The organism is Mesorhizobium sp. M1396 (genome assembly GCF_040317725.1).
GTDB lineage: Bacteria > Pseudomonadota > Alphaproteobacteria > Rhizobiales > Rhizobiaceae > Mesorhizobium.
The window spans coordinates 22,313-45,162 of record NZ_JAMYLA010000041.1; the positions used below are offsets into that span (position 1 = coordinate 22,313).

At 62.9% G+C, this 22,850-nt stretch carries 24 protein-coding genes and 1 pseudogene; 20 read left to right on the plus strand and 5 right to left on the minus strand.

The features are described from left to right. Positions 1-102: 102 nt before the first annotated feature. The 8 genes from NKH02_RS23985 to NKH02_RS24020 all read left to right on the plus strand — a co-directional run bounded on the left by NKH02_RS23985 (position 103) and on the right by NKH02_RS24020 (position 7,932). Positions 103-621 carry an RrF2 family transcriptional regulator gene (locus NKH02_RS23985; protein WP_352882002.1) on the plus strand — a complete coding sequence of 173 codons (519 nt, stop codon included), beginning with the start codon at positions 103-105 and terminating at the stop codon, positions 619-621. Between the two features lie 11 nt (positions 622-632). Beyond that, entirely contained in the window at positions 633-1,091 is a 459-nt protein-coding gene (locus tag NKH02_RS23990) for a carboxymuconolactone decarboxylase family protein (RefSeq protein ID WP_352865497.1), read from the plus strand. Between the two features lie 70 nt (positions 1,092-1,161). Beyond that, positions 1,162-1,539, plus strand: a complete 378-nt coding sequence (locus tag NKH02_RS23995; RefSeq protein ID WP_352882004.1) for a DoxX family protein — start codon at positions 1,162-1,164, stop codon at positions 1,537-1,539. A 116-nt stretch (positions 1,540-1,655) separates the two neighbouring features. Then, entirely contained in the window at positions 1,656-2,717 is a 1,062-nt protein-coding gene (locus tag NKH02_RS24000) for a glycosyltransferase family 4 protein (protein ID WP_352882006.1), read from the plus strand. 51 nt (positions 2,718-2,768) lie between these two features. Continuing rightward, complete coding sequence (locus NKH02_RS24005) at positions 2,769-4,931, plus strand: amylo-alpha-1,6-glucosidase (RefSeq protein ID WP_352882008.1); 2,163 nt, start codon at positions 2,769-2,771, stop codon at positions 4,929-4,931. Between the two features lie 142 nt (positions 4,932-5,073). Next, positions 5,074-6,852, plus strand: a complete 1,779-nt coding sequence (locus NKH02_RS24010; RefSeq protein WP_352882010.1) for an alpha,alpha-trehalose-phosphate synthase (UDP-forming) — start codon at positions 5,074-5,076, stop codon at positions 6,850-6,852. Next, positions 6,849-7,613: a trehalose-phosphatase gene (gene otsB / locus NKH02_RS24015; protein ID WP_352882012.1), complete on the plus strand. Its 765-nt coding sequence runs from the start codon at positions 6,849-6,851 to the stop codon at positions 7,611-7,613. The genes NKH02_RS24010 and otsB overlap by 4 nt, the downstream gene beginning before the upstream one ends. Before the next feature lie 58 nt (positions 7,614-7,671). After that, positions 7,672-7,932 carry a hypothetical protein gene (locus tag NKH02_RS24020; RefSeq protein WP_352865483.1) on the plus strand — a complete coding sequence of 87 codons (261 nt, stop codon included), beginning with the start codon at positions 7,672-7,674 and terminating at the stop codon, positions 7,930-7,932. A 30-nt stretch (positions 7,933-7,962) separates the two neighbouring features. Here NKH02_RS24020 and NKH02_RS24025 read toward each other — a convergent pair whose 3' ends face one another. Together NKH02_RS24025 and NKH02_RS24030 are read right to left on the minus strand one after the other, a co-directional pair. Next, positions 7,963-8,685: an SDR family oxidoreductase gene (locus NKH02_RS24025; RefSeq protein WP_352882014.1), complete on the minus strand. Its 723-nt coding sequence runs from the start codon at positions 8,683-8,685 to the stop codon at positions 7,963-7,965. Continuing rightward, positions 8,682-9,519: pseudogene (locus tag NKH02_RS24030) on the minus strand (SDR family NAD(P)-dependent oxidoreductase). Before NKH02_RS24030 ends, NKH02_RS24025 begins: the two are co-directional and overlap by 4 nt. 103 nt (positions 9,520-9,622) lie before the next feature. Here NKH02_RS24030 and NKH02_RS24035 point away from each other — a divergent pair. After that, a complete protein-coding gene (locus tag NKH02_RS24035) occupies positions 9,623-10,510 on the plus strand; it encodes a helix-turn-helix transcriptional regulator (protein WP_352882016.1) in 888 nt (295 codons plus the stop codon). Positions 10,511-10,514: 4 nt separating this feature from the next. Here NKH02_RS24035 and NKH02_RS24040 read toward each other — a convergent pair whose 3' ends face one another. Beyond that, positions 10,515-11,150, minus strand: coding sequence for a TetR family transcriptional regulator C-terminal domain-containing protein (locus NKH02_RS24040; protein WP_352882019.1), 636 nt, complete (start codon positions 11,148-11,150; stop codon positions 10,515-10,517). Between the two features lie 227 nt (positions 11,151-11,377). Here NKH02_RS24040 and aptA point away from each other — a divergent pair, with 227 nt between their 5' ends. From aptA to NKH02_RS24075, 7 genes are all read left to right on the plus strand, one after another. Then, positions 11,378-12,706, plus strand: coding sequence for an omega-aminotransferase AptA (gene aptA / locus NKH02_RS24045; RefSeq protein WP_023756951.1), 1,329 nt, complete (start codon positions 11,378-11,380; stop codon positions 12,704-12,706). Between the two features lie 112 nt (positions 12,707-12,818). After that, positions 12,819-13,265 (plus strand): endonuclease domain-containing protein, encoded by a 447-nt coding sequence (locus NKH02_RS24050; protein ID WP_352882021.1) that lies wholly within the window; start codon positions 12,819-12,821, stop codon positions 13,263-13,265. Positions 13,266-13,268: 3 nt separating this feature from the next. Then, complete coding sequence (locus NKH02_RS24055; RefSeq protein WP_352882023.1) at positions 13,269-14,519, plus strand: Zn-dependent hydrolase; 1,251 nt, start codon at positions 13,269-13,271, stop codon at positions 14,517-14,519. Between the two features lie 160 nt (positions 14,520-14,679). Next, complete coding sequence (locus NKH02_RS24060; RefSeq protein ID WP_352882025.1) at positions 14,680-15,045, plus strand: endonuclease domain-containing protein; 366 nt, start codon at positions 14,680-14,682, stop codon at positions 15,043-15,045. An 84-nt stretch (positions 15,046-15,129) separates the two neighbouring features. Further along, positions 15,130-16,581: a dihydropyrimidinase gene (hydA, locus tag NKH02_RS24065; RefSeq protein ID WP_352865463.1), complete on the plus strand. Its 1,452-nt coding sequence runs from the start codon at positions 15,130-15,132 to the stop codon at positions 16,579-16,581. 2 nt (positions 16,582-16,583) lie between these two features. Then, positions 16,584-16,955: a hypothetical protein gene (locus tag NKH02_RS24070; RefSeq protein ID WP_352882028.1), complete on the plus strand. Its 372-nt coding sequence runs from the start codon at positions 16,584-16,586 to the stop codon at positions 16,953-16,955. A gap of 16 nt (positions 16,956-16,971) precedes the next feature. Continuing rightward, entirely contained in the window at positions 16,972-17,349 is a 378-nt protein-coding gene (locus NKH02_RS24075; RefSeq protein ID WP_352882030.1) for a hypothetical protein, read from the plus strand. 29 nt (positions 17,350-17,378) lie between these two features. On the opposite strand, the gene NKH02_RS24080 is transcribed toward NKH02_RS24075, so the two are convergent. Then, positions 17,379-17,783 carry a cupin domain-containing protein gene (locus NKH02_RS24080; protein WP_352865457.1) on the minus strand — a complete coding sequence of 135 codons (405 nt, stop codon included), beginning with the start codon at positions 17,781-17,783 and terminating at the stop codon, positions 17,379-17,381. A gap of 130 nt (positions 17,784-17,913) precedes the next feature. Here NKH02_RS24080 and NKH02_RS24085 point away from each other — a divergent pair, with 130 nt between their 5' ends. The 4 genes from NKH02_RS24085 to NKH02_RS24100 all read left to right on the plus strand — a co-directional run bounded on the left by NKH02_RS24085 (position 17,914) and on the right by NKH02_RS24100 (position 22,153). Further along, a complete protein-coding gene (locus NKH02_RS24085; protein WP_352882032.1) occupies positions 17,914-18,705 on the plus strand; it encodes an ABC transporter ATP-binding protein in 792 nt (263 codons plus the stop codon). Positions 18,706-19,110: 405 nt separating this feature from the next. Continuing rightward, on the plus strand, positions 19,111-19,989 hold the full coding sequence (locus NKH02_RS24090) for an ABC transporter permease (protein ID WP_352882034.1): 879 nt from the start codon (positions 19,111-19,113) through the stop codon (positions 19,987-19,989). Continuing rightward, positions 19,986-21,140 carry an ABC transporter permease gene (locus NKH02_RS24095; protein WP_352882036.1) on the plus strand — a complete coding sequence of 385 codons (1,155 nt, stop codon included), beginning with the start codon at positions 19,986-19,988 and terminating at the stop codon, positions 21,138-21,140. Before NKH02_RS24090 ends, NKH02_RS24095 begins: the two co-directional genes overlap by 4 nt. Before the next feature lie 41 nt (positions 21,141-21,181). Beyond that, a complete protein-coding gene (locus NKH02_RS24100; protein ID WP_352882038.1) occupies positions 21,182-22,153 on the plus strand; it encodes an ABC transporter substrate-binding protein in 972 nt (323 codons plus the stop codon). Positions 22,154-22,278: 125 nt separating this feature from the next. Here NKH02_RS24100 and NKH02_RS24105 read toward each other — a convergent pair whose 3' ends face one another. Then, positions 22,279-22,737: an Lrp/AsnC family transcriptional regulator gene (locus NKH02_RS24105; RefSeq protein ID WP_352865446.1), complete on the minus strand. Its 459-nt coding sequence runs from the start codon at positions 22,735-22,737 to the stop codon at positions 22,279-22,281. Positions 22,738-22,850: the final 113 nt, after the last annotated feature.

Here is a 22,850-nt window from a genome sequence, read left to right on the forward strand (position 1 = left end):
CTCATGCACATTGTCGTTTCGAAAGCAGGAGTTTCTCCATTTTCCCATTGCAGATAAAAAATATCCACGATAATATATGTCCATGATTAGGAGATCCACCCAATGAAGCTGGGCGAGGGCGTTGAAGCAGCCATCCACTGCGCCGCCATGCTGGCCGGTGTCGAGGGCGACAGCACCATGGCGGCCTCCGCCATGGCGGAAGCCTTCGGCCTGTCGCCGAGCTATCTCCTGAAGCATCTCAATATGCTGAGCGCGGCGCGCATCCTGGAATCGGTCTCGGGCCCGGCCGGCGGCTACCGGCTGGCGCGGCCGGCCGAGCGTATAACGCTGCTCGATATCGTGCTGGCCGTCGAAGGGCGCGAGCCGGCGTTCCGTTGTGGCGAGATCCGCCGCAATGGTCCGGTCAGGCTCGACGCATCCGCCTATGTCAAACCCTGCGGCATCAACGCCGCGATGCTGAAGGCCGAAAAGGCCTATCGCGCCGCACTCGCCGAAGCAAAGCTGTCCGACATCGTTTCGGAATACATGACCGATGCCGATCCGCGTTCGGTGGCAGCCGGCTGCGCCTTCGTGGCGCGCCATCAGCGGCCGCAGAAATCCAGTTCAACCAAGCAAGCATAAAGGACATCAAGATGAAACAGAGGCTGCAATTCTTCGCCAAGGCGCCGGAGATCATGAAGGCGGTGTCGGCGCTCAACAAGGCGGTGGACGAATGCGGGCTCGAGGAAAGCCTGCTGCACCTGATCAAATTGCGGGCGTCTCAGATCAACGGCTGTTCGTATTGCGTCGAGATGCACAGCCGCGAGGCGAGGCGCGACGGCGAGACCGAGCAGCGGCTCTATCTGGTTTCGGCGTGGAAGGAATCGCCGCTGTTTTCCGAGCGCGAACGCGCTGCCTTGGCCTGGACCGAGGCGGTCACCCTGATCTCCAACAGCGGCGTGTCGGACGAACTCTATGCACGGACGCTCGAGCACTTCTCGGAGGAGGAGTTGGTCAAGCTGTCCGTCGCGCTCGGCATGATCAACACCTGGAACCGGCTGTGCGTCCCGTTCCAGGCACTTCATCCGATGCCGGCGGCCAAGGCCGCCTGATCGTCCTGATCCAGTTTTGGAGCGCCGTCGATCGGCGGCGCTCCAATTGTTTCTTCAAGGGGAGAGTTCGATGCCTGCCGATTTGCCTTCGACCTTATTGTTCCTCGGCCGCCTGCTGCTCGGCGGCGCCTTCGTTTTCGCCGGCTTGCGCAACATTCAGAATGCGGCGTTCCTGACCCAGTTGATGGCCGCGCGCGGCGTGCCGCAGGCGCGGCCGGCGCTATGGCTCGGCATCGTGCTTCAGGTCGGCGCCGGCGTGCTGGTGATCGCCGGCTTGTGGACGGCAATCGCGGCAGCGGTACTGCTGGTGTTCCTCATCGTCGCCACGCCGATGTTCCACAATTTCTGGGACCATCAGGGCGCCGACCGGGCGTCGCGCATCAACGGCTTCGTCGGCAATGTCGCGCTGAGCGGCGGTTTCCTGTCGCTGATCGCGCAGTCGTTTTAGCCGCAGTTCCATGCCGACTGCGGCACTGTAGCGCCGACGGCATCGATCATTAAAACGGAACCAATCGAGCGGTTGACGCATTTCGCCCCTGTATGCCGAGCATCCCGGGATGAAATATGAAAATTGCCCATGTAGCGCCGCTCTATGAATCGGTGCCGCCCAGACTCTATGGTGGCACCGAGCGCATCGTCTCGTATCTCACCGAAGCGCTTGTCGATTTGGGCCATGAGGTGACGCTGTTTGCCAGCGGCGACAGCCAGACCTCCGCGAAGCTGGTGGCTGGCCGGGAGCGCGCGCTTCGCCTCGATCCGCGTCCTTTCAAATCCGAGATCGCGGCGCATCTTTCGATGCTTGCCGAGGTGCGGAAACGGGAGCGGGAGTTCGACGTCATCCACTTCCACCTCAGCCACTTCCTGCACTTTTCCTTCTTCGAGGACATAGCGGAGCGGACGGTAACGACTCCGCATGGCAGGCTGGATTATGTCGATCTGGCGCCGGCTTATGCGCATTTTCCGCGCTTTCCGATGATTTCCATTTCGCGCAGCCAGAAGGCGGGCCTTGCCAGCGCCAACTGGCTAGCGACGGTCCATCATGGACTGCCGACCAACATTTACGAGCCGAGTTTCGAGACGACGGCGGAGGAACCCTATCTTTGCTTCCTGGGCCGGTTTTCACGCGACAAGCGCCCGGACCGCGCCATCGAGATCGCCTTGCGCTCGGGATTGAAACTGAAGCTTGCGGCAAAGATCGGCGACGACGATCGTTCCTATTTCCACAAGATGGTCGAGCCTTTGATCGACGGCGATCGCATCGTCTATGTCGGCGAGATCGAAGAGGACCAGAAGGCGGAGTTTCTCGGCAAGGCGGCCGGCCTGCTGTTCCCGATCGACTGGCCGGAGCCGTTCGGTCTGGCCGCCATCGAGGCCATGGCCTGTGGCACGCCGGTGATCGCCTGGAATTGCGGCGCGCTGCCCGAGATCATCGATCAGGGCGTAACCGGTTTTATCGCCGGATCGATGGACGACGCCGTCGCCGCGGTGCCGGACTTGCTGCGGCTCGACAGGCGAAAGGTGAGGGCCGTTTTCGAAAAGCGGTTTTCCGCCAAAAGAATGGCCGGCGATTATCTCGCCGCTTATACGCGCCTGATCGGTGTCCCGGTTGAGGCGAAGGCATCGTGAGCAACGATGTGTTCGGGCGACGACAACGAAACAAGAGGGGATTTGTGACGAATGGCCCAACTCGATGAGCGCCAGCTCGATCCCGCCGTAGCGCTTGCTTCGCTCGACGCGACCGCTCCTCGCGAGCCGCACCGGCTGTTCGCGCTCAAGCAGGGCGACTGCTTTGCGGTTGCCGATGCCTTTGGTGACATACGCGGCGCCGGTGACGGTTTCTTCCGCGACGATACACGCGTGCTCTCCGAATTCCGGCTGACCGTCGGCGGCAGGCAGACATCGCTGCTTGGCGCCTCGCTCAGCCAGGACAATGTGCTGTTCACCGCCAATCTGACCAATCTGCCGATGCAGAGCGTCAGCGGCCGCGACATTCCGCAGGGCGCGATTCATATCGAACGCGTCAGGCTGCTTTGGCAAGACAGGCTGTTCGAGCGCATCACCCTTTCCAACTACAGCCGGGAGACCTCGACAATCGGCGTTTCCCTGCACTTTGCCGCCGATTTCCGCGACATGTTCGAAGTGCGCGGCTCGACACGGCCGAGGCGCGGAATGGCCCATGTGGCCGAGATGGATGCGACATCCGTTCTGCTGCGCTACGACGGGTTGGATGGGCTGGTGCGCGTATCGGCGGTATCGTTCTCGCAGGCGCCGGACCAGTTGACGGCCGACCGTGCCGATTTCCTGGTTGCCGTAACCAAGCGCAGCCGCAAGGTGCTTTATGTCGAGGTCGGTCCCGAGATGGCGGATGCGCCCGACCGCGACCGTTTCCGCGCCGCCGCCGCCCGGGCGCGCTTTGGCATGCGGGCCAAGCGCCGCCATGGCGCGACGGTGCACAGTTCGGGCCGCGTCTTCAACGATTGGGTGGAGCGCGCCCGCGCCGATGTCGCGCTGCTGACCACGGAGCTTTCGACCGGACCCTATCCCTATGCCGGCATCCCCTGGTTCTCGACGGCGTTCGGCCGTGACGGCGTCATCTCGGCGCTGCAGATGCTGTGGCTCAATCCAGGCCTGGCGCGGGGCGTGCTGGCCTTCCTTGCCCAACACCAGGCGACGGAGACGTCGCCGTTCAGCGATTCGCAGCCGGGCAAGATCATGCACGAGACGCGCAAGGGCGAGATGGCGGCGCTGCGCGAGCTTCCTTTCGGCCGCTATTATGGCGGTGTCGACACGACGCCGCTCTACATCCATCTCGCCTGCGCCTATGCCGATCGTACCGGTGACATGGCGTTCATCGACAGCCTGTGGCCGTCGCTGTGCGCCGCGGCCGAATGGACGGAGGAGGCGGGCCGCGAGACCGGCTTCGTCACCTACCAGCGGGCCGCCGAGTCCGGCCTCGCCAACCAGGGATGGAAGGACAGTTTCGATTCCGTCTTCCACGCCGATGGCCGCATTCCCAAGGGCCCGATCGCGCTGGTCGAGGTGCAAGGCTATGTCTTTGCCGCCTTCCGGGGGCTGGCCGCACTTGCCCGTCGCCGCGGCGAGGACGACAGGGCCGATCACTGGGAGGGCCGCGCCGAGGCCATGCGGGTCGCGGTGGAACGCGATTTCTGGCTCGACGATCTCGGCTTCTATGCCCTGGCGATCGACGGTGCCGGGGAGCCCTGCAAGGTGCGGACCTCGAATGTGGGCCATCTCCTCCTTGTCGGACTGCCCGAACCGGGGCGGGCGCGGATGGTCACCGATCAGCTTCTTTCCGCCTCCTTCCACTCCGGCTGGGGGCTGAGGACGCTTGCCGACGATGCGGTGTTCTTCAACCCGATGTCGTATCACAATGGCTCGATCTGGCCGCATGACACCGCCATGTGCGGTGCCGGCCTGGCGCGCTATGGCGAGCGTGAAAGCGTGGTCCGCCTGATGAGCGGCACGTTCGAGTCCGCGGTCCATTTCAACATGCGGCTGCCCGAACTGTTCTGCGGCTTTACCCGAGCGCCGGGCGAAGCACCGATCGCCTATCCGGTAGCCTGCCTGCCGCAAGCGTGGTCGGCTGGCTCCGCCTTCATGCTGATGCAGGCCTGCCTTGGCCTGGAGATCGACGGCTGGGATGGCGAAATCCGCGTTACCCGTCCCAGGCTGCCGATCGGCATCGACATGCTCACGCTTCGCCATCTGGGCGTCGGCGAAAAAGTGGTCGATCTCACCTTCCAGCGCGTCGGCGACCGGGTCGTCGCTTTCCTCGCCGACCGCCATGAAGGGCTGGTGCCGCTCATCGTTAGAACATGAACCAGATTGGGCGGAACCGATCCCGGCCTTGTGCGTTGCAAAAATGTAGGTCCGGACGGCGACCTTATCGCCGGTGGATAGTTTCAAATCGGAAACACGAACAAAACGGCCGCCGAACGGCCGGAGGTGAGTTGATATTCCAATGACAAATTACGGTGCGGACCTGCTCTGGGTTCTGATCCTTGCGAGCCTCGGTCTTTCCGCTCTTGCCGTTTTCTTCTCCATATCGCGGCAGCGTCGCAGTCACCCTCCGGCGGTCGTACATCCGGCCGGCGAGGACGTGGCCGCGGAAGCGGCGCGCAAGGTGATACGGGAGTTCGAAAAGAATGGCCAATCGGCCGACGCGGCGCTGGTGACATGGTCGCCCGAAACATTGCGCAAGATCCTGGCCGACGACCTGCCGGGGGCGCAGGTTATCGTGGTGTCCAACCGCGAACCCTATATCCACAACATCAATAATGATGGCGTCGAATTGCTGGTGCCGGCCAGCGGGCTGGTGTCTGCGCTCGAGCCGATTACCCGCGCCTGTGGCGGCACCTGGATTGCCTATGGCGGTGGAACGGCAGACCGTATGATGGTCGACGACAACGATCGCGTGCAGGTGCCGCCGGGCAATCCGTCCTACACGCTGCGCCGGGTCTGGCTGACGGAGGAAGAATATCAGAGCTACTATCTCGGCTTCGCCAATGAGGGTCTCTGGCCGCTTTGCCACATCGCCTTCACCCGGCCGATTTTTCGCGCCTCGGACTGGGAAGCCTATGAAGCCGTCAACCGGAAGTTCGCCGACACGATAGTCGCCGAAGCGCGCAACGAGCGGCCGATCGTGCTGGTCCAGGATTATCACTTCGCGCTGCTGCCGCGGATGATCCGCGAGCGCCTGCCCGAGGCGATCGTCATCACCTTCTGGCATATCCCATGGCCGAACTCGGAGGTGTACAGCATCTGCCCGTGGCGTGAGCGCATCCTTGAGGGACTGCTCGGCAGCTCGATCATCGGTTTCCACACCCAGTTCCACGCCAACAATTTCACCGAAAGCGTCGATCGCTTCCTGGAAAGCCGCATCGAACGGGCGGATGCGGCCATCTCCTATGGTGGGCAGACGACGCTGGTGCACGCCTATCCCATCTCGATAGAATGGCCGGCGGACCTTCTGGCAAGATTGCCCGATGTCGATGACTGCCGCGCCCGCCTGCGGAATAGGTTCGGACTGAAAGCGGATGTGAAGCTGGCCGTCGGGGTCGAGCGTCTCGACTACACCAAGGGCATTCTCGATCGGTTTCACGCGCTGGACGAATTGTTCAAGCGATACCCTGAATGGATCGGAAAACTGGTTTTCCTGCAGGTCGCGGCGCCCAGCCGCGGCACGCTCCCTGCCTACAGGCTGCTCCATGACGAATGCCACCGTTATGCCGAAGAACTCAACCAGCGTTATGGCAGCGAGGGCTACAGACCGGTGATCATGGTGGCCCAACATCACTCTCAGGAACAGGTCTACGAAATCTACCGGGCCGCCGACATATGCATGGTCACAAGCCTGCATGACGGCATGAACCTGGTCGCAAAGGAATTCGTCGCGGCGCGAGACGACGAACAGGGCGTTTTGATGCTCAGCACATTCGCCGGTGCTTCGCGCGAATTGCTGGAGGCGCTGATCGTCAATCCCTACGACGCCGCCATGATGAGCGAAGCGCTGCTGCAGGCGCTGACCATGACTTCAGAAGAACAGCGCGAACGTATGCGGCCCATGCGCGAGACCATCCGCAACAACAACGTCTATCGCTGGGCGGGCAGCATGCTTCTGGACGCGGCGCGCTTGCGCAAGCGCGGTGATCTCGACCGGGTGACCGGTGTTGGCGACCGTCCGCAAGGTATCGACAATGTCGTTCCCATGTTCGAGCGCAAACGGGTGGCACTATCATGAGCGATATCCTGCAAAAGGCTGCGAGCGAGACCCTGCAAAAGCCGCAGCCCTTGCTGACCGGCGAGTGGGCGCTGTTCCTCGACATCGATGGCACCCTGCTGGAGCATGCCGAACATCCGGACGCCGTTTCGGTCAGCGCCGAGCTTCGCTCTTTGCTGCAAGGCCTGGATCACAAGTTGGACGGGGCATTGGCCTTCATCACCGGCCGCTCCGTTGCGGCCGTGGACCATCTGTTTCAGCCTTTGAAGTTGCGCGCGGCCGGGCTTTATGGCCTGGAACACAGGCTCCTGCCGGACGACGACGTCGAAATCGCGGACGAGCCGGCGGATATTGCCGCCCTTGCCGACGAGATCGAGGCCGAGTTCGGTCGCGGGCAGGTCTATATCGAGCGCAAAGGCCGGGTGCTGGCCATCCACACGCGCGCCGCCCCGCACCTGCTCCCCCGCGCCACGCAGCTTGTCGAGCAAGCGCTGGCCGTCCTGCCAAAGGGCTACCGGGTGGTTGCCGGCAATGCCGGTGTGGAGTTGCTGCCGCTCGAGGCAGCCAAGGGCGCCGCGATCCGGCGCTTCATGGATATCGCGCCATTCAGAGGCCGCCGCCCGGTCTTCCTGGGCGACGACACCTCGGACGAAAACGGCTTTGAAGCCATCAATGATGCCGGCGGAATATCGATACGGGTGAAGCCACCAGCGCATACCGCCGCGCGGTACGGGCTTGCCGGCGTTGCCGAGACGCTCGCCTGGCTGAGAGGCCAACTTTAGGTCCAGCCGACGCATCCGCGATCGCGCATCTGGAAAGGGCAAGGAAAGGAACGGTTCGATGGGACGCTTTGCACAACTGGTTCGAGAGATCACACCGAGTTGGCTTCATTCCCGCTCCTCCCGCCATGGGTCCGCCAACATTTCACCGTCCGACGCGGACTACAGCTGGCAAGAGGCGATCGACAACAAGATGTATGGAGCCGACACGCCTGACTATTCCTATGTTCCGGATAAGCCCGCTTCAGATGCCGCAAGACCGGCCGGCGACAGCTCCATGGGCGAGAAAAACATGCAGCGCGGTCCAACGAAGTCCAATTGAGGGTGAAAGCATTTCCGCGGCGGACGATCGCTACGCCGCAAATCGCAGGCCGCCGTCGCAGGTCAGGACCTGGCCGGTCATGAAGCCGTTGGAGACGAGAAACGCGATTGCGTCGGCGACGTCCTCGGCGCGGCCGACGCGGCCAACCGGCGTCTTGCCGGCATAATCGGCAAACAGCGCCTGCCTCTGCTCCTCGGCCAGGAAATCCCACCAGGGCGTGTCGATGACGCCGGGCGCCACGACATTGACGCGCAGTGGCTTCAGTTCCACCGCCAGGATCGGCACCACGGTCAACAGCATGCCGTTGATGGCGGCGATGCCGGAGACGCCGGGAGTTGCGAGCTGGGCCGATACAGCCGAGATGAAGGTCACCGATCCGCTTCTGTTCAAGGTTGGCAAGGCGGCCTGCAGGCAGAACAGCTGCGGGCGGACTTTCTCGTCGACGCCGCTGCCGATGTCGCTCAGGTCAAGCGTCGGGAAGGGGCCAAGGCCCTTGCCGCCGCTGGCGGCCAGCACCAGATGGTCGAAAGGGCCGAGGCGCTCGAAGAACCCGCTGGCCTCGTCCGGCTTCGCGGCATCGAAAGCGGCCTTGTCGGCAGCGCCGTCAAGGCTTTTCCACGCGTTCTTCAGCTTCTCCTCGTTGCGCCCGGTGATGGTCACCTTCATCCCGGGACCAAGCAGTTTTCGTGCCGTCGCCAGGCCGATGCCGGACGAGCCGCCGATGACGACGGTGTGTTGGATTGTCGTGATCATGAACGCTGTTCCTTCGATGTGGGGGAAGCCAGGCCGACGAGGTCCTGGCTCAAACTTCGCAACTGTTGTCTCGCGCTGGCGTCGTAGGCTTGGTCATCAGCGCGGGATTCCCGCAGGCCGTCGAAATAGAGGCCGCTTTTCCCGTCGAGCGCGGGTGATGTCGCGAGGTTGAGGATGGCGTCGGCGCCGGTTTCGACCGAACTCCATGGCGTCACGCCTGCCTGCCGGACCATGGTGGTGTTCATGTAGCTCGCCGGATGCAGTGCGTTGACGGTGACGCCGGCGCTGCTCCGCGAGGTCGACAGTGAACAGTATCTGCGCCAGCTTGCTTTGGCAGTAGGCGCGCACGCCGTCGTAACTGCGGGTCAGCATGACATCGCTAAAATCGATCGCCTGCTGCCCCGCCGAGGCGACATTGACAATGCGCGCCGGAGCACTGGCCTTCAGCAACGGCAGAAGCTCCGATGTCAGCAGGAAACCGGCGAGATAATTGACCGCGAAGCGCAGTTCGTAGCCATCAGCGCTGACTTGGCGTTTGGCGCCTTGGCCCGCCGTTCCGATGCCGGCGTTGTTGATGAGGATGTCGAGCCGGTCCGTCTTGGCACGCACCGCCTCGGCGAGGCGGCGAACCTCGGCCAGAGAAGAGAGGTCGGCGACCACAAGCTCGGCCTTGCCGCCGGCGGCTTCGATCTCAGTGACAACAGCCTTGCCGCGCGTTGCATCGCGGCCGTGTACAAGGACACGGGCACCCGCGGCGCCGAGCCGTTGCGCGACGACGCGGCCAACGCCGTCGGTCGAGCCCGTGATGAGGATTGTCTTGTCTTTCAGGTCCATGTTCAGAGCCTCCGTTCTGTTGCTCTGGGTGGAAGATGGGACAGTTGGCGTGAGCCAAACAGTTCAAACTTTATCCTGGTATCAATACTGCTATAATAAGCGCATGGAGTCCCAACCCCGACCGGCCCCCACACACTCCGCTGAAGACAGTCGCCGGCGCGAGCTCGGTGCTTTCCTGCGCTCGCGCCGCGAAAGGCTGACGCCCTCGGCCATAGGCATCGCCACCGGCCTGAGGCGGCGCACGCCCGGGCTGCGCCGTGAGGAGGTGGCGATGATCGCCGGCGTCGGCACGACCTGGTACACGTGGCTGGAGCAGGGGCGGGAGGTCCGGCCCTCGGTCGAGGTGCTGACCGCGCTCGCCGAGGCGTTGCGCCTCGACGCCGCCGAAAAACAGCATTTGTTCATCCTGGCCGACCGCCAGCAGCCGGAACGTCGTGCCGTGGCGCCGGAAAAGGTCGACGGCCCGTTGCTGCATATGCTGCAAAGCCTGGTTCTGCAGCCGGCCTATGTGGTCGGGCGACGCTGGGACGTGCTGGCCTGGAACCCGGCGGCCGTCGCGGTGTTCGGTGATTATGGCCTGCTGGAGGGTGACGCCCGCAACATCGTCCACATGGTGTTCACCAATCCGCACCACCGGCGCCTGCTGGTCGATTGGGAGGAATTGGCGCGCACCGTGCTGGCCTCGTTCCGGGCGGCGAGCGCCCGGTATGTCGGCGATCCGGATTTTGAGCGGCTGATCGAGTTGATGACGCGCTCGAGTCCCGAGTTTCGCGCCTGGTGGCCGCAGCGCGACGTCGCGCACCGGCTGTCGGGAGTGAAGCATGTCCGGCACCCGAGCGCGGGGGCGATGACATTCGAGCATATGAGCCTGTCGATCAGTGACGGCTCCGATATGAAGCTGATCGTCTACACGCCGCTTGCCGAGCAGAACTCCGTCGCCAAGCTGCAGACATTGCTGGACGCGCTGCCGGCCGAGCGGCGCAGCGCCTGAAGCGTCAGCTTTTCGGCTTCAGCCCGTCGAGGAATAATTGCTCCAGGAACCTTGCAGCGTCCTCGAAGCGGCCGTCGCCGCCACGGTTCGGCCCGAGCACGGCGCGGACCTGGACATCGAAATCAGCATAGTGCTGCGTCGTCGCCCAGATCGAGAAGATCAGGTGCCAGGGGTCGGTGCGGGCGATCTTGCCGGCGCGCATCCAGCCCTTGATGACGACGGCCTTCTCGTCGACCAGCGTTTTCAACTCCCCGGTCAGCAGCGGCATGATGCGCGGTGCGCCTTGGAGGATTTCGTTGGCGAACAGCCGGCTCTCGCGCGGGAAATCGCGCGCCATTTCCAGCTTGCGCCTGATATAGCTGCGCAATTCGGTCAAGGGATCGCCAATGTCGTCTAGTTCGCGCAGCGGCGCCAGCCAGGTGTCGAGCAGGCGCTGCATCAGCGTCTCGTGGATGTCTTCCTTGCGGCGGAAATAGTAGAGCAGGTTCGGCTTCGACATGCCGGCGGCTTCGGCGATCTGGTCGATGGTCGACCCACGAAAACCGTTGGTGGAGAACACCTCGAGCGCCGCCTCCAGGATGAGTTCCCGCTTTTCCTGCTGGATGCGGGTCCGGCGAGGCGTGTCCGTTCCGGTGGTCACCGTTGCAAGCCCTCGTGTTGAGGGTCATCTGGACCAATTCTCTGGACCAGTTTTTCCCTAGCCTGTGGAACGCACTTCAGGTGCCGCATTTCCGCTAGTAATCCCTTGACCGCCGACAGGGCGGTGCTAACGTTTGTCCAATCGGTCAAAAATTTGCGTAGCATGAAAACGCGGCAAAGACCAAGCGTTGGGCGCACCGAAACAGGTTACAAGGGGAAGTCTTGGTCATGTCCAACCGGCTGAAAGTCACGCCGAACGATCTCAGCGCATTCTGGATGCCGTTCACGGCAAACCGGCAGTTCAAGCAGGCGCCGCGCATGATGGTGTCCGCAAAGGACATGCATTACACAACCAGCGACGGCCGCAAGGTTCTCGACGGTACCGCTGGTCTCTGGTGCGTGAATGCCGGCCATTGCCGGCCGAAGATCACCGAGGCGATCCAGCACCAGGCCGCCGAACTCGACTATGCGCCCGCCTTCCAGATGGGCCATCCGATCGTCTTCGAACTGGCCAACCGCCTGGTCGACCTCGCGCCCAAAGGCATGGATCATGTCTTCTTTACCAATTCCGGTTCGGAATCGGTCGAAACCGCGCTCAAGATGGCGATTGCCTATCACCGCGCTAGGGGCGAGGGCTCGCGCACCCGGCTGATCGGCCGCGAGCGCGGCTATCACGGCGTCAATTTCGGCGGCATCTCGGTCGGCGGCATCGTCACCAACCGGAAGATGTTCGGCACGCTGCTCGGCGGCGTCGACCATATGCCGCACACGCATCTGCCGGAAAAGAACGCCTTCACCAAGGGCGTGCCGGAGCATGGCGCGGAACTCGCCAACGAGCTGGAGCGCATCGTCGCCCTGCATGACGCCTCGACCATCGCCGCCGTCATCGTCGAGCCGGTCGCCGGCTCCACCGGCGTCATCCTGCCGCCGAAGGGCTATCTGCAGAAGCTGCGCGAAATCTGCACCAAGCACGGCATCCTGTTGATCTTCGACGAGGTCATCACCGGTTTCGGTCGTCTCGGCACGCCGTTCGCCGCCGATTATTTCGGCGTCACGCCTGACATCATGACCACAGCCAAGGGCGTCTCCAACGGCGTCATCCCTATGGGAGCGGTGTTCGTGAAGAAGGAAATCCACGACGCCTTCATGACCGGCCCCGAGCACATGATCGAGTTCTTCCACGGTTATACCTATTCGGGCAATCCGATCGCCTGTGCGGCGGCGCTCGGCACGCTCGACACCTACAAGGAAGAGGGCCTGCTCACCCGCGGCGAGGAGCTGGCGCCGTACTGGGAAGACGCACTGCATTCGCTGAAGGGCGAGCCGAACGTCATCGACATCAGGAACATCGGCCTGATCGGTGCGATCGAGCTGGCGCCGATCGCCGGCCAGCCGACCAAACGGGCCTTCTCCGCCTTCGTCAAGGCGTTCGAGCGCGGCGCGCTGATCCGGACCACCGGCGACATCATCGCGCTGTCGCCGCCGCTGATCATCACCAAGGGCCAGATCAACGAATTGATCGACCATGTGCGCGAAGTGCTGAGGGCGATCGATTGAAGAACTGGACGCGGATATCCCTCCCCCTCGAGGGGAGGGTGGCCGCGAAGCGGTCGGGTGGGGTCGGTGCGGCAGTGCGCCGACCTGATCTTTTGCTGCGAGGTCGCTCCTGATGCCCCGTACCCGCGTGAGTTTCGAAATGCGCCAGAAGGCGCGCGCGCTTCGAGTTCACGCGACCAAGGGCGAATCCCTGCTGTGGTATGAACTGCGGGAGCTGAAGTCGGCGGGCATCAAGTTTCGCCGCCAGTGCCCGATCGGGCCCTATATCGTCGATTTCGCTTGCCTCGCGGTGAAGCTGATCGTTGAGGTCGACGGTGATCTGCACGAACACGAGAGGGGTAAACGGCACGATGCCGTTCGTGAGGCCTATCTGCGCTCACTCGGGTTCGATGTCTTTCGCGTTGACGAGCCCGATGTCATAAACAGCGCGTGGCATGTCGCGCGGGTGGTCAAGGAGAAGGTCGAGCGCATGTTCGGCGACCCCACCCGACCGCTTCGCGGCCACCCTCCCCTCGAGGGGGAGGGGGACGCAGGCGCTGCACAATCGATGAGGTTTTAAAGCATGGCCGCACCCGGCGAGAATCTGCGAATCAATTCAGACCGTTTGTGGGATTCCATCATGGAAATGGCGAAGATCGGTCCCGGCATTGCCGGCGGCAACAATCGCCAGACCGTGACCGATGAGGATGGCGAGGGCCGGCATCTGTTCAAGCGCTGGTGCGATGCGGCCGGGCTCGAAATGGGTGTCGACGAAATGGGCACGATGTTTGCCCGCCGAGAAGGCACCGATCCCAGCCTGCCGCCGGTCTATGTCGGCAGCCATCTCGATACGCAGCCGACCGGCGGCAAATATGACGGCGTGCTCGGCGTGCTGGGCGGGCTTGAAGTGGTGCGCTCGCTTAATGATCTCGGCATCAAGACCAAACACCCGATCGTCGTCACCAACTGGACGAACGAGGAGGGCGCGCGCTTCGCGCCGGCGATGATGGCGTCCGGCGTGTTCGCCGGTGTGCTCGACCAGGCCGATGTCTACGAGCACACCGACAAGCAGGGGAAAAAATTCGGCGAGGAGCTCGAACGCATCGGCTGGAAGGGCACCGAGAAGGTCGGTGACCGCAAGATCCACGCCTTCTTCGAACTGCATATCGAGCAAGGACCGATCCTCGAGGACGAGGGCATCGACATCGGTGTCGTCACCCACGGCCAGGGCCTGAAATGGCTGCAGGTGACGCTGACCGGCAAGGAGGCGCATACCGGCTCGACACCAATGCCGAAGCGCCGCAATGCCGGGCTCGGCATGGCTCGCGTGATCGAGCTGGTGCACGAGATCGCCATGGACTACCAGCCGGATGCCGTCGGCGCCGTCGGCCACATGGAGATCTACCCCAATTCGCGCAACATCATCGCCGGACGCACCGTCTTCACCATCGACATCCGTTCGCCGGAGAAGGAAGTGCTGGACGCCATGGACGGCCGCATCCGCGAAGGCATCGACACGATCTGCGAAGCGCTCGACATCCAGTACAGAATCGAGCAGGTCGGCCATTTCGATCCGGTCACCTTCGATGCCGGCTGCGTCAAGGCGATCCGGGATGCCGCCGAACGCCTCGGCTATTCCCACCGCAACATCGTTTCCGGCGCCGGCCATGACGCCTGCTGGATCAACCGCGTCGCTCCGACCGCAATGGTGATGTGCCCCTGCGTCGACGGCCTCAGCCACAACGAGGCCGAGGAGATCACCAAGGAATGGGCCAGCGCCGGCGCCGACGTTTTGTTCCACGCAGTGGTGGAGACGGCGGAGATCGTCGGGTGAACTGTCGGCGCTGTACCCCCACCCCTAACCCCTCCCCACAAGGGGGAGGGGGATCAGTAGTGCCGGCGCCTATGGCGAAAGCTTTGAAGGGTTCAGCTGTGATAGCGCGACGCCAAGCCTCCCTCCCCCTTGTGGGGAGGGATTGAGGGTGGGGGTACTCTTGGCACCGACCGGAACTGATCCTGCTGTTATCAAACGTGCCAGGGTTTTGCGTCGGAACATGACGGAAGGCGAGCGTAAGCTCTGGTCCGACTTGAAGGAGTTCCGTCGCCTATACGGTTTACACGCCAGAAAGCAGGCACCCATCGGCCCTTACGTTGCTGACTTTGTTCTGCATGGGAAGAACCTCGTTATCGAAGTGGATGGAGAGCATCACTTCACACCGGAGCAGATGGAGAAGGATCGGATACGCGACGCATGGTTTTTCCGACAGGGCTATCGTGTGTTGCGGTTTTCGACCGGAGATCTGGCGAACTCTTTCGATGGTTGCATCGAGGAGATATTGAGGGAAGTTGGAGTCATGTAGAGGCCGGGCTTCAGCCCTGAACCGATCTGAAATACTGCCAAGACGCTCGCAAAGAAGCGCGATGAGAACAAGGGAACAAGAAAAATGACCAAAGTCATCAAGAACGGCACCGTCGTCACCGCCGACCGCACGTGGAAGGCCGATGTGCTGTTCAGCCACGGCAAGATCGTCGCCATCGGCTCGGACCTGCATGGCGACCACGAGTTCGATGCCACCGGCTGCTACGTCATGCCGGGCGGCATCGACCCGCACACGCATCTCGAAATGCCGTTCATGGGCACCTATTCGGCCGATGATTTCGAATCCGGCACGCGCGCCGCCTTGGCCGGCGGCACCACCATGGTGGTCGATTTCTGCCTGCCGGCGCCGAAGCAGTCGCTGCTCGAAGCCTTGCAGATGTGGGACAACAAGACCTCCAAGGCGTCGTGCGACTATTCCTTCCACATGGCGATCACCTGGTGGGGCAAGCAAGTGTTCGACGAAATGGCTGATGTCGTCGACAGGGGCATCACCTCGTTCAAGCACTTCATGGCCTACAAGGGCGCGCTGATGGTCGACGACGATGAGATGTATGCGTCGTTCCAGCGCTGCGCCGACCTTGGCGCGCTGCCGCTGGTGCATGCCGAGAATGGCGACGTGGTTGCGGCACTCTCGCAGAAGCTGCTCGCCGCAGGCAACAACGGTCCCGAGGGCCATGCCTATTCGCGGCCGCCGGAAGTCGAAGGCGAAGCGACCAACCGCGCGATCATGATCGCCGACATGGCCGGCGTGCCGCTCTATGTCGTGCATGTCTCCTGCGAGCAGGCGCATGAGGCCATCCGCCGGGCGCGCCAGAAGGGCATGCGCGTGTTCGGCGAGCCGCTGATCCAGCATCTGACGCTGGACGAGAGCGAGTATTTCGACAAGGACTGGGACCATGCGGCGCGCCGCGTGATGAGCCCGCCCTTCCGCAACAAACTGCATCAGGATTCGCTGTGGGCCGGCCTGCAGGCCGGATCGCTGCAGGTGGTGGCGACCGACCATTGCGCCTTCACCACCAAGCAGAAGCGCAACGGCGTCGGCGATTTCACCAAGATCCCGAACGGCACCGGCGGGCTTGAAGACCGCATGCCGGTGCTGTGGACCACCGGTGTCAACACCGGCCGGCTGACGATGAACGAGTTCGTCGCGGTGACCTCGACCAACATCGCCAAGATCCTCAACATGTATCCGAAAAAGGGCGCAATCGTCGAAGGCGCCGACGCCGACATCGTCGTCTGGGATCCCAGCGCCAAGAAGAGGATTTCCTCGAAGAAGCAGCAGTCGGTCATCGACTACAATGTCTTCGAGGGGTTCGAGGTGACCGGCCTGCCGCGCTTCGTGTTTTCGCGTGGCGAACTGTCGATCCAGGAGGCCGAGGTCAAGGCCAAGCCTGGTCATGGCGAGTTCGTCGCCCGCGAGCCGAATGCGGCGGTCAACCGGGCGCTGTCGACGTGGAAGGAAATTTCCGCGCCGCGCAAGGTCGAACGCACCGGCATCCCGGCGACCGGGGTTTGAGCTTGGCGCGTTCGGCCGCGCTCATTTCGTTGGTCTTGGCGGCAATTGCCGCTGGCCCGGCGGCAGCCGGCGGCGTGCTGGCCGGCTCCTGGGGCAATGATATCGGCTGTGCCGGCGTCAAGGCCGGTTATCAGGACAGTGACGCCTATATCGTGCTGACCGCCGAAGGCATCGAGACCTATGGCAGCGGCTGCCGGTTCGCGCGGCAATTGACGCCGGTGCTGGGCGCACAATCGCTCAGTTCGACCTGCTCCGCCGACGGCGAAGCGGGGACGACGATCGAAACAGTCGTGGTCACCAACAAGGGGAAGGATGGTTTCTTCGTCACCATCCCCGGCCTTGAGGAAATGGGGCCGCTGCAATCATGTTCGTGACGTTTTGGGGGTGAGCATGCGTGGTTTTGGTCTGTCTGTTGCGATGGTTCTCGTGCTGGCCGCGGGGCAAGCCTCGGCGGCGGGCATCGATCTGTCCAAGCCCTATGGCAACAAGTCCGGCTGCATCAACAAGAACGGCCAGGAAGTCTATGCGGAAGACATGCTGCTGCTGAACGATACGGAATTCATCACCGCGACCAGCGCCTGCACCTTTACCGATAAGAAGACGCAGGCTGACGGTTCGCTGGTGGTGAAGTCAATGTGCGAGGCAGAAGGCGAGGATGGTCAGTCGCCGATACAGTTCACCATCAAGCGCAGTCCCAAGAACGCCAAGAAGCTGGTGATCGCGGATGAGGATGCCACTGTGTACGGGGAAGTGTCCCGGTGCCGATGACGCGCAAGTTCGCACCGGCGCCGTCGGTTTCAGGCGACCAGCGCATCCAGTTCCGGCAACAGCACGACGCTTTCCTGTTCGTTGGGATCGGTGCGAGCAATGACGGCCGAAGACGGGGCACCGCTCAGATTGGCCGGCAGATGCGGCACGCCGGCGGGAATGTAGAAAAGGTCGCCAGCCTTGACGACGATATGATGCTCGAGCCGTTCGCCATACCAGGTGTGGACTTCGCCGGAGAGCACATAGATCGCCGTCTCATGGCTCTCATGCATGTGCGCCTTGGCGCGGGCGCCGGGTGGGAGGGTGAGCAGATGCATGCAGATGCCCGAGGCACCGACGGTTTCAGCGGCGATGCCGGCGAAATAGGTCAATCCCTGCTTGCCTTCATAAGTGCTTTCAGGGCGGATAAGATGACAAGTGGGTTTGGGCGACATCGGGAAACTCCGGGCGTCGATCGAGTGGGGACAAGACCAATGGGACAGGGCGAGTGGAAAACAACATCGCGATAAAAGCAATCGGATTCCAGCCGGCGCCGCAGGGACCGGACCAGGCGGGCGGCAGCCGATGACAGGGATTTCGCCAGCCGTCGTCGCGGCAAGCAAACTCGGACTGACCTTCCAGACCAATGACGGGCCGGTGCAGGCGCTGTCCAATGTCGATCTCACCATCGGCAAGGGGGAGTTCGTCTCCTTCATCGGGCCTTCGGGCTGCGGCAAGACCACGCTGCTGCGCGTCATCGCCGATCTGGAGAAGCCGACCTCGGGGACGATTTCCGTCAATGGCATGACGCCCGAACAGGCACGCGAGAAACGCGCCTATGGCTATGTCTTCCAGGCAGCGGCGTTGTTTGCCTGGCGCACCATCGAGCGCAATGTCGGGCTGCCGCTGGAGATCATGGGCCTGTCCAAGGCGGAACAGGCGCAGCGCATCAAGCGCACGCTCGACCTCGTCAACCTCTTGGGGTTCGAAAAGAAGTATCCCTGGCAATTGTCGGGCGGTATGCAGCAGCGCGCCTCGATCGCACGCGCGCTGGCCTTCGATGCCGACCTTCTGCTGATGGACGAGCCGTTCGGCGCGCTGGACGAGATCGTGCGCGACCACCTCAATGAGCAATTGCTGGAACTGTGGGGACGGACCAACAAGACCATCTGCTTCGTCACCCATTCCATTCCCGAAGCCGTTTATCTGTCGACGCGCATCGTCGTCATGTCGCCGCGCCCAGGCCGCGTCAGCGATGTGATCGAATCGACGCTGCCGAAAGAACGGCCGCTCGACATCCGCGAGACGCCGGAATTTCTGGCGATCGCAGCGCGGGTGCGCGACGGGCTGCGGGCAGGGCATAGTTATGATGATTGAGGGGATGCCGGACGAGGTTCCTCCTCTCCCCAGCGGGGAGAGGGTGGCCGGAGCGAAGCGGAGGTCGGGTGAGGGGGTGGCCACCCGCGCCTTCGTCATCCTAGGGCGGAGCCGACGCGAAGCGGCGAGCGCAGACCCTAGGATCCATGCCGTGACGCTGGCCGAAAAGCAGGGCGAGGGACAGGGAGCCATGTTCCGCGCCGCTGCGGAGCGGGTAGGTAACGGCATGGATCCTAGGGTCTGCGCCGCGTCGCTTCGCTCCTTGCTTCGCCCTAGGATGACGAAGGCGTGGTTGGCCGTTCCCGCTACGCACACCCCTTTGCGGCTGCTCCGCCCTAGGATGACCAACGCGTGGTGGGTCGCTCGCGTTACGCACAGCGCCCGCCTGTCTGGCGAGGCCTGCTAATGGACACCTTCCGCGACAAGCTCATTCCCGTGACCTCGATCCTCGCTGGCGTGGTCGTGCTCTGGTATGTCTTCGCCGTCATCCTCAACACGCCGTTCCAGCGCGATCTCGACCGCCGCGCCGGTGAAACACATACCTTGAGCGAGTTCATCGGCAAGACGCTGGCGCAGCCGAAGCCGACACTGCCGGCACCGCATCAGGTGGCGGTGAATTTCTTCGAAAACACCTTCCTGCGGCCCGTCACCTCCAGTCGCAGCCTCGTCTACAATGCCTGGGTGACGCTGTCGTCGACGCTGCTCGGCTTTGCTTTCGGCACGGCGCTCGGCATCATCATCGCTGTCGGCATCGTGCATGTGGCGACGCTCGACCGCAGCCTGATGCCCTGGATCATCGCCTCACAGACTATTCCCATCCTGGCGGTGGCGCCAATGATCATCGTCGTGCTGGCGGCGGTCGGCATCACCGGCCTGATCCCGAAGGCGATGATCTCGACCTATCTGTCGTTCTTCCCGGTGACGGTGGGCATGGTGAAGGGCCTGCGTTCGCCCGAGATCATGCATCTCGATCTGATGCACACCTACAATGCCAGCCTTGCGCAGACCTTCTGGAAATTGCGCGTGCCGGCCTCGGTGCCGTTCCTGTTCACCTCGATGAAGGTGGCGGTGGCGGCGAGCCTGGTCGGCGCCATCGTCGGCGAACTGCCGACCGGTGCGGTCGCCGGCATCGGCGCCAAGCTCTTGGCCGGCGCCTATTACAGCCAGTCCATCGACATCTGGTCGGCGCTGGTCGCCGGTTCGGTGGTGGCGGCACTTCTCGTCATGATAGTCGGCATCGCCGGACGCATCGTCGACCGCGCCATGGGCGGGAGGCCGGCATGAACTGGCTGAAACCCTCTTGGCAAGCAGTACTGGCCATCGTGCTGTGCCTGATCGCGGTGGCGCTCGGAGCGATGTCGAGGCCGGAAGCGGCAGCACTTGCCGACCCGACAGCCAGCTTCGACTACCCCTATCTCGGAACCAAGGGCTTGATGCTCGGCCTGGCGGTGCTAGCGGCGCTGATCTCGATGGCCAGGATTCCTCCTCTTGCGGAAGCGGTGGTGCTGTTTGTCGGCGCCCACCTCGTCGCCTGGCTGCTGATATCGGGCATTACAGGTTTCGAGGGCACCGCACTGGCGCCGTATTTCCTGCTGCTCGCGGCCGCATGGCTGCTTGGCTGGCGCTGCGTGGCGGTGCTGTCGTCATTGCGTCCTTTAGCCAGTTGGGCACGGACGGGGTTGCGCCTGATCATCCCGGCCATCTTCGGCGCCTGGATCCTGATCATCTGGGAAACGGTGACGCGAGGCGCGGGCATCCCCTTCATCCTGTTGCCGCCGCCTAGCGCCATCGGCGTGCGCATCGCCGGTTCGCTGCCTGTACTCGGCGCCGATGTCCGCCAGACCATCTTCAAGGCAGTTGTCTTCGGCTATGTCGTGGGCAGCAGCGCCGGCTTCATCGCCGCGGTGCTCGCCGACCGCGTGCCGTTCCTGCGGCGCGGGCTGCTGCCGATCGGCAACATGGTCTCGGCGCTGCCGATCATCGGCGTAGCACCGATCATGGTCATGTGGTTCGGCTTCGACTGGCAGTCCAAGGCGGCGGTGGTCATCATTATGACCTTCTTCCCGATGCTGGTGAACACGGTCGCCGGCCTTGCCGCCTCGGGCCATATGGAACGCGACCTGATGCGCACCTATGCGTCGGGTTACTGGCAGACGCTGCTGAAGCTCAGGCTGCCGGCGGCCGCGCCTTTCATCTTCAACGCGCTGAAGATCAACTCGACGCTGGCGCTGATCGGCGCCATCGTCGCCGAGTTCTTCGGCACGCCTGTCGTCGGCATGGGCTTCCGCATCTCGACCGAGGTCGGGCGGATGAACATCGACATGGTCTGGGCCGAAATCGCAGTTGCAGCACTTGCGGGTTCGGTCTTTTATGGCGTGGTCGCTCTTGTCGAAAGAGCCGTCACGTTTTGGCATCCCTCTGTCCGTGGTGGATAGGGGCGGTGGGTTTAAGGGCACTAACTTCAGAGGGTAATAAAATGAAAAGACTGATTATTCCTGTTCTGGCCGGCGCGATGTCGCTTGCCGCTTTCCAGGCAATGGCCGCCGACAAGGTGACGTTGCAGCTGAAATGGGTCACTCAGGCCCAGTTTGCCGGCTACTATGTCGCCAAGGCCAAGGGTTTCTACGAGGCCGAAGGCCTCGACGTCGAGATCAAGCCGGGCGGCCCGGACATCGCGCCCGAGCAGGTGATCGCCGGCGGCGGCGCCGACGTCATCGTCGACTGGATGGGCGGTGCGCTGGCCGCCCGCGAAAAGGGCGTGCCGCTGGTCAACATCGCCCAGCCGTTCAAGAAGGCCGGCATGGAACTTGTCTGCCCGAAGGACGGACCGATCAAGACCGAAGCCGACTTCAAGGGCCACACGCTCGGCGTCTGGTTCTTCGGCAATGAATATCCATTCTACGCCTGGATGAACAAGCTCGGCCTCAAGACCGACGGCGGCCCGGACGGTGTCACCGTGCTCAAGCAGAGCTTCGACGTGCAGCCGCTGATCCAGAAGCAGGCGGATTGCATTTCGGTCATGACCTACAACGAATACTGGCAGCTCATCGACGCCGGATACAAGCCGGAGCAGTTGACCGTGTTCAACTACTCGGCGATGGGCAATGATCTTCTCGAGGACGGGCTCTATGCGTCGGAAGACAAGCTCAAGGATCCGGCTTTCGAAGACAAGATGGTGCGTTTCGTGCGCGCCTCGATGAAGGGCTGGAAATTCGCCATCGACAACAATGATGAAGCCGCGGGCATCGTCATGGACGCGGGCGGCCAGGACGAGAACCACCAGAAGCGCATGATGAGCGAAGTCGCCAAGCTGGTCGACAATGCCGACGGCAAGCTGGACCCGGCAACCTACGAGCGCACCGCCAAGGCGCTGCTCGACCAGAAGATCATCACCAAGGAGCCGACCGGCGCCTACACCACCGCCATCACCGACAAGGCGGTGAAGTAAGCCTGCCGGGCATCCTGATCTCGAGAGCGGCGCCTCTGGATAGAGCGGTTCGGTAGAACCGCTCTATCTCTTTGTTTTGATGCATGTCGAAACCGCTGCACACTTTTGGACGACATGCATTGGTGTCAGAGGCGCCGTTCCTTTATGGTGTTCATGACGAAGCTGGTTTCGATCGAAGCGACGCATTTCAGCCGCGCGATCTTTTCCTTGATGAAGCGCTCGTACTGTTCGAGGCTTCCCGTCACCACCTTCAGCACATAGTCGCGCGAACCGGTGACGAGGTGGCATTCCAGCACCTCCTCCCAGCCGCGGATCGCGTCCTCGAACATGACGATCTCGTCCTCGTTCTGGCGGCCGAGCCGGATGGTGGCGATGGCGACCATGCTCCAGCCGAAGGCTGAGGGATCGACCAGCGTGGTGTAGCCCCTGATGACGCCGGTTTCCTCCAGCCGCCGCACCCGCCGCAGGCAAGGCGAGGGCGACAAGCCGATCCGTTCGGCAAGCTCGTTGTTGGTGATGCGGGCGTCCGCCTGCAGCTCACGCAGGATCCTGCGGTCGAAATCATCGGCTATCTTCTGCTGCACTTTCGGTCTCTCCAGGCAATTTGTTGCGGGAATGCAGCCATGCGAGCCGAAGAATAGCAAGGACTGGCCGATCGGGATCGCATAAATTGCCGCGACACTCCTCGAGAAAGGCA

What these genes read in the sequence shown, in the direction of transcription:
- NKH02_RS23985 (WP_352882002.1), top strand. Translation starts at nt 103, where the DNA reads ATGAAGCTGGGCGAGGGCGTTGAAGCAGCCATCCACTGCGCCGCCATG.
- NKH02_RS23990 (WP_352865497.1), top strand. Translation starts at nt 633, where the DNA reads ATGAAACAGAGGCTGCAATTCTTCGCCAAGGCGCCGGAGATCATGAAG.
- NKH02_RS23995 (WP_352882004.1), top strand. Translation starts at nt 1,162, where the DNA reads ATGCCTGCCGATTTGCCTTCGACCTTATTGTTCCTCGGCCGCCTGCTG.
- NKH02_RS24000 (WP_352882006.1), top strand. Translation starts at nt 1,656, where the DNA reads ATGAAAATTGCCCATGTAGCGCCGCTCTATGAATCGGTGCCGCCCAGA.
- NKH02_RS24005 (WP_352882008.1), top strand. Translation starts at nt 2,769, where the DNA reads ATGGCCCAACTCGATGAGCGCCAGCTCGATCCCGCCGTAGCGCTTGCT.
- NKH02_RS24010 (WP_352882010.1), top strand. Translation starts at nt 5,074, where the DNA reads ATGACAAATTACGGTGCGGACCTGCTCTGGGTTCTGATCCTTGCGAGC.
- otsB (WP_352882012.1), top strand. Translation starts at nt 6,849, where the DNA reads ATGAGCGATATCCTGCAAAAGGCTGCGAGCGAGACCCTGCAAAAGCCG.
- NKH02_RS24020 (WP_352865483.1), top strand. Translation starts at nt 7,672, where the DNA reads ATGGGACGCTTTGCACAACTGGTTCGAGAGATCACACCGAGTTGGCTT.
- NKH02_RS24025 (WP_352882014.1), bottom strand. Translation starts at nt 8,685, where the DNA reads ATGATCACGACAATCCAACACACCGTCGTCATCGGCGGCTCGTCCGGC.
- NKH02_RS24035 (WP_352882016.1), top strand. Translation starts at nt 9,623, where the DNA reads ATGGAGTCCCAACCCCGACCGGCCCCCACACACTCCGCTGAAGACAGT.
- aptA (WP_023756951.1), top strand. Translation starts at nt 11,378, where the DNA reads ATGTCCAACCGGCTGAAAGTCACGCCGAACGATCTCAGCGCATTCTGG.
- NKH02_RS24050 (WP_352882021.1), top strand. Translation starts at nt 12,819, where the DNA reads ATGCCCCGTACCCGCGTGAGTTTCGAAATGCGCCAGAAGGCGCGCGCG.
- NKH02_RS24055 (WP_352882023.1), top strand. Translation starts at nt 13,269, where the DNA reads ATGGCCGCACCCGGCGAGAATCTGCGAATCAATTCAGACCGTTTGTGG.
- hydA (WP_352865463.1), top strand. Translation starts at nt 15,130, where the DNA reads ATGACCAAAGTCATCAAGAACGGCACCGTCGTCACCGCCGACCGCACG.
- NKH02_RS24075 (WP_352882030.1), top strand. Translation starts at nt 16,972, where the DNA reads ATGCGTGGTTTTGGTCTGTCTGTTGCGATGGTTCTCGTGCTGGCCGCG.
- NKH02_RS24080 (WP_352865457.1), bottom strand. Translation starts at nt 17,783, where the DNA reads ATGTCGCCCAAACCCACTTGTCATCTTATCCGCCCTGAAAGCACTTAT.
- NKH02_RS24085 (WP_352882032.1), top strand. Translation starts at nt 17,914, where the DNA reads ATGACAGGGATTTCGCCAGCCGTCGTCGCGGCAAGCAAACTCGGACTG.
- NKH02_RS24090 (WP_352882034.1), top strand. Translation starts at nt 19,111, where the DNA reads ATGGACACCTTCCGCGACAAGCTCATTCCCGTGACCTCGATCCTCGCT.
- NKH02_RS24095 (WP_352882036.1), top strand. Translation starts at nt 19,986, where the DNA reads ATGAACTGGCTGAAACCCTCTTGGCAAGCAGTACTGGCCATCGTGCTG.
- NKH02_RS24100 (WP_352882038.1), top strand. Translation starts at nt 21,182, where the DNA reads ATGAAAAGACTGATTATTCCTGTTCTGGCCGGCGCGATGTCGCTTGCC.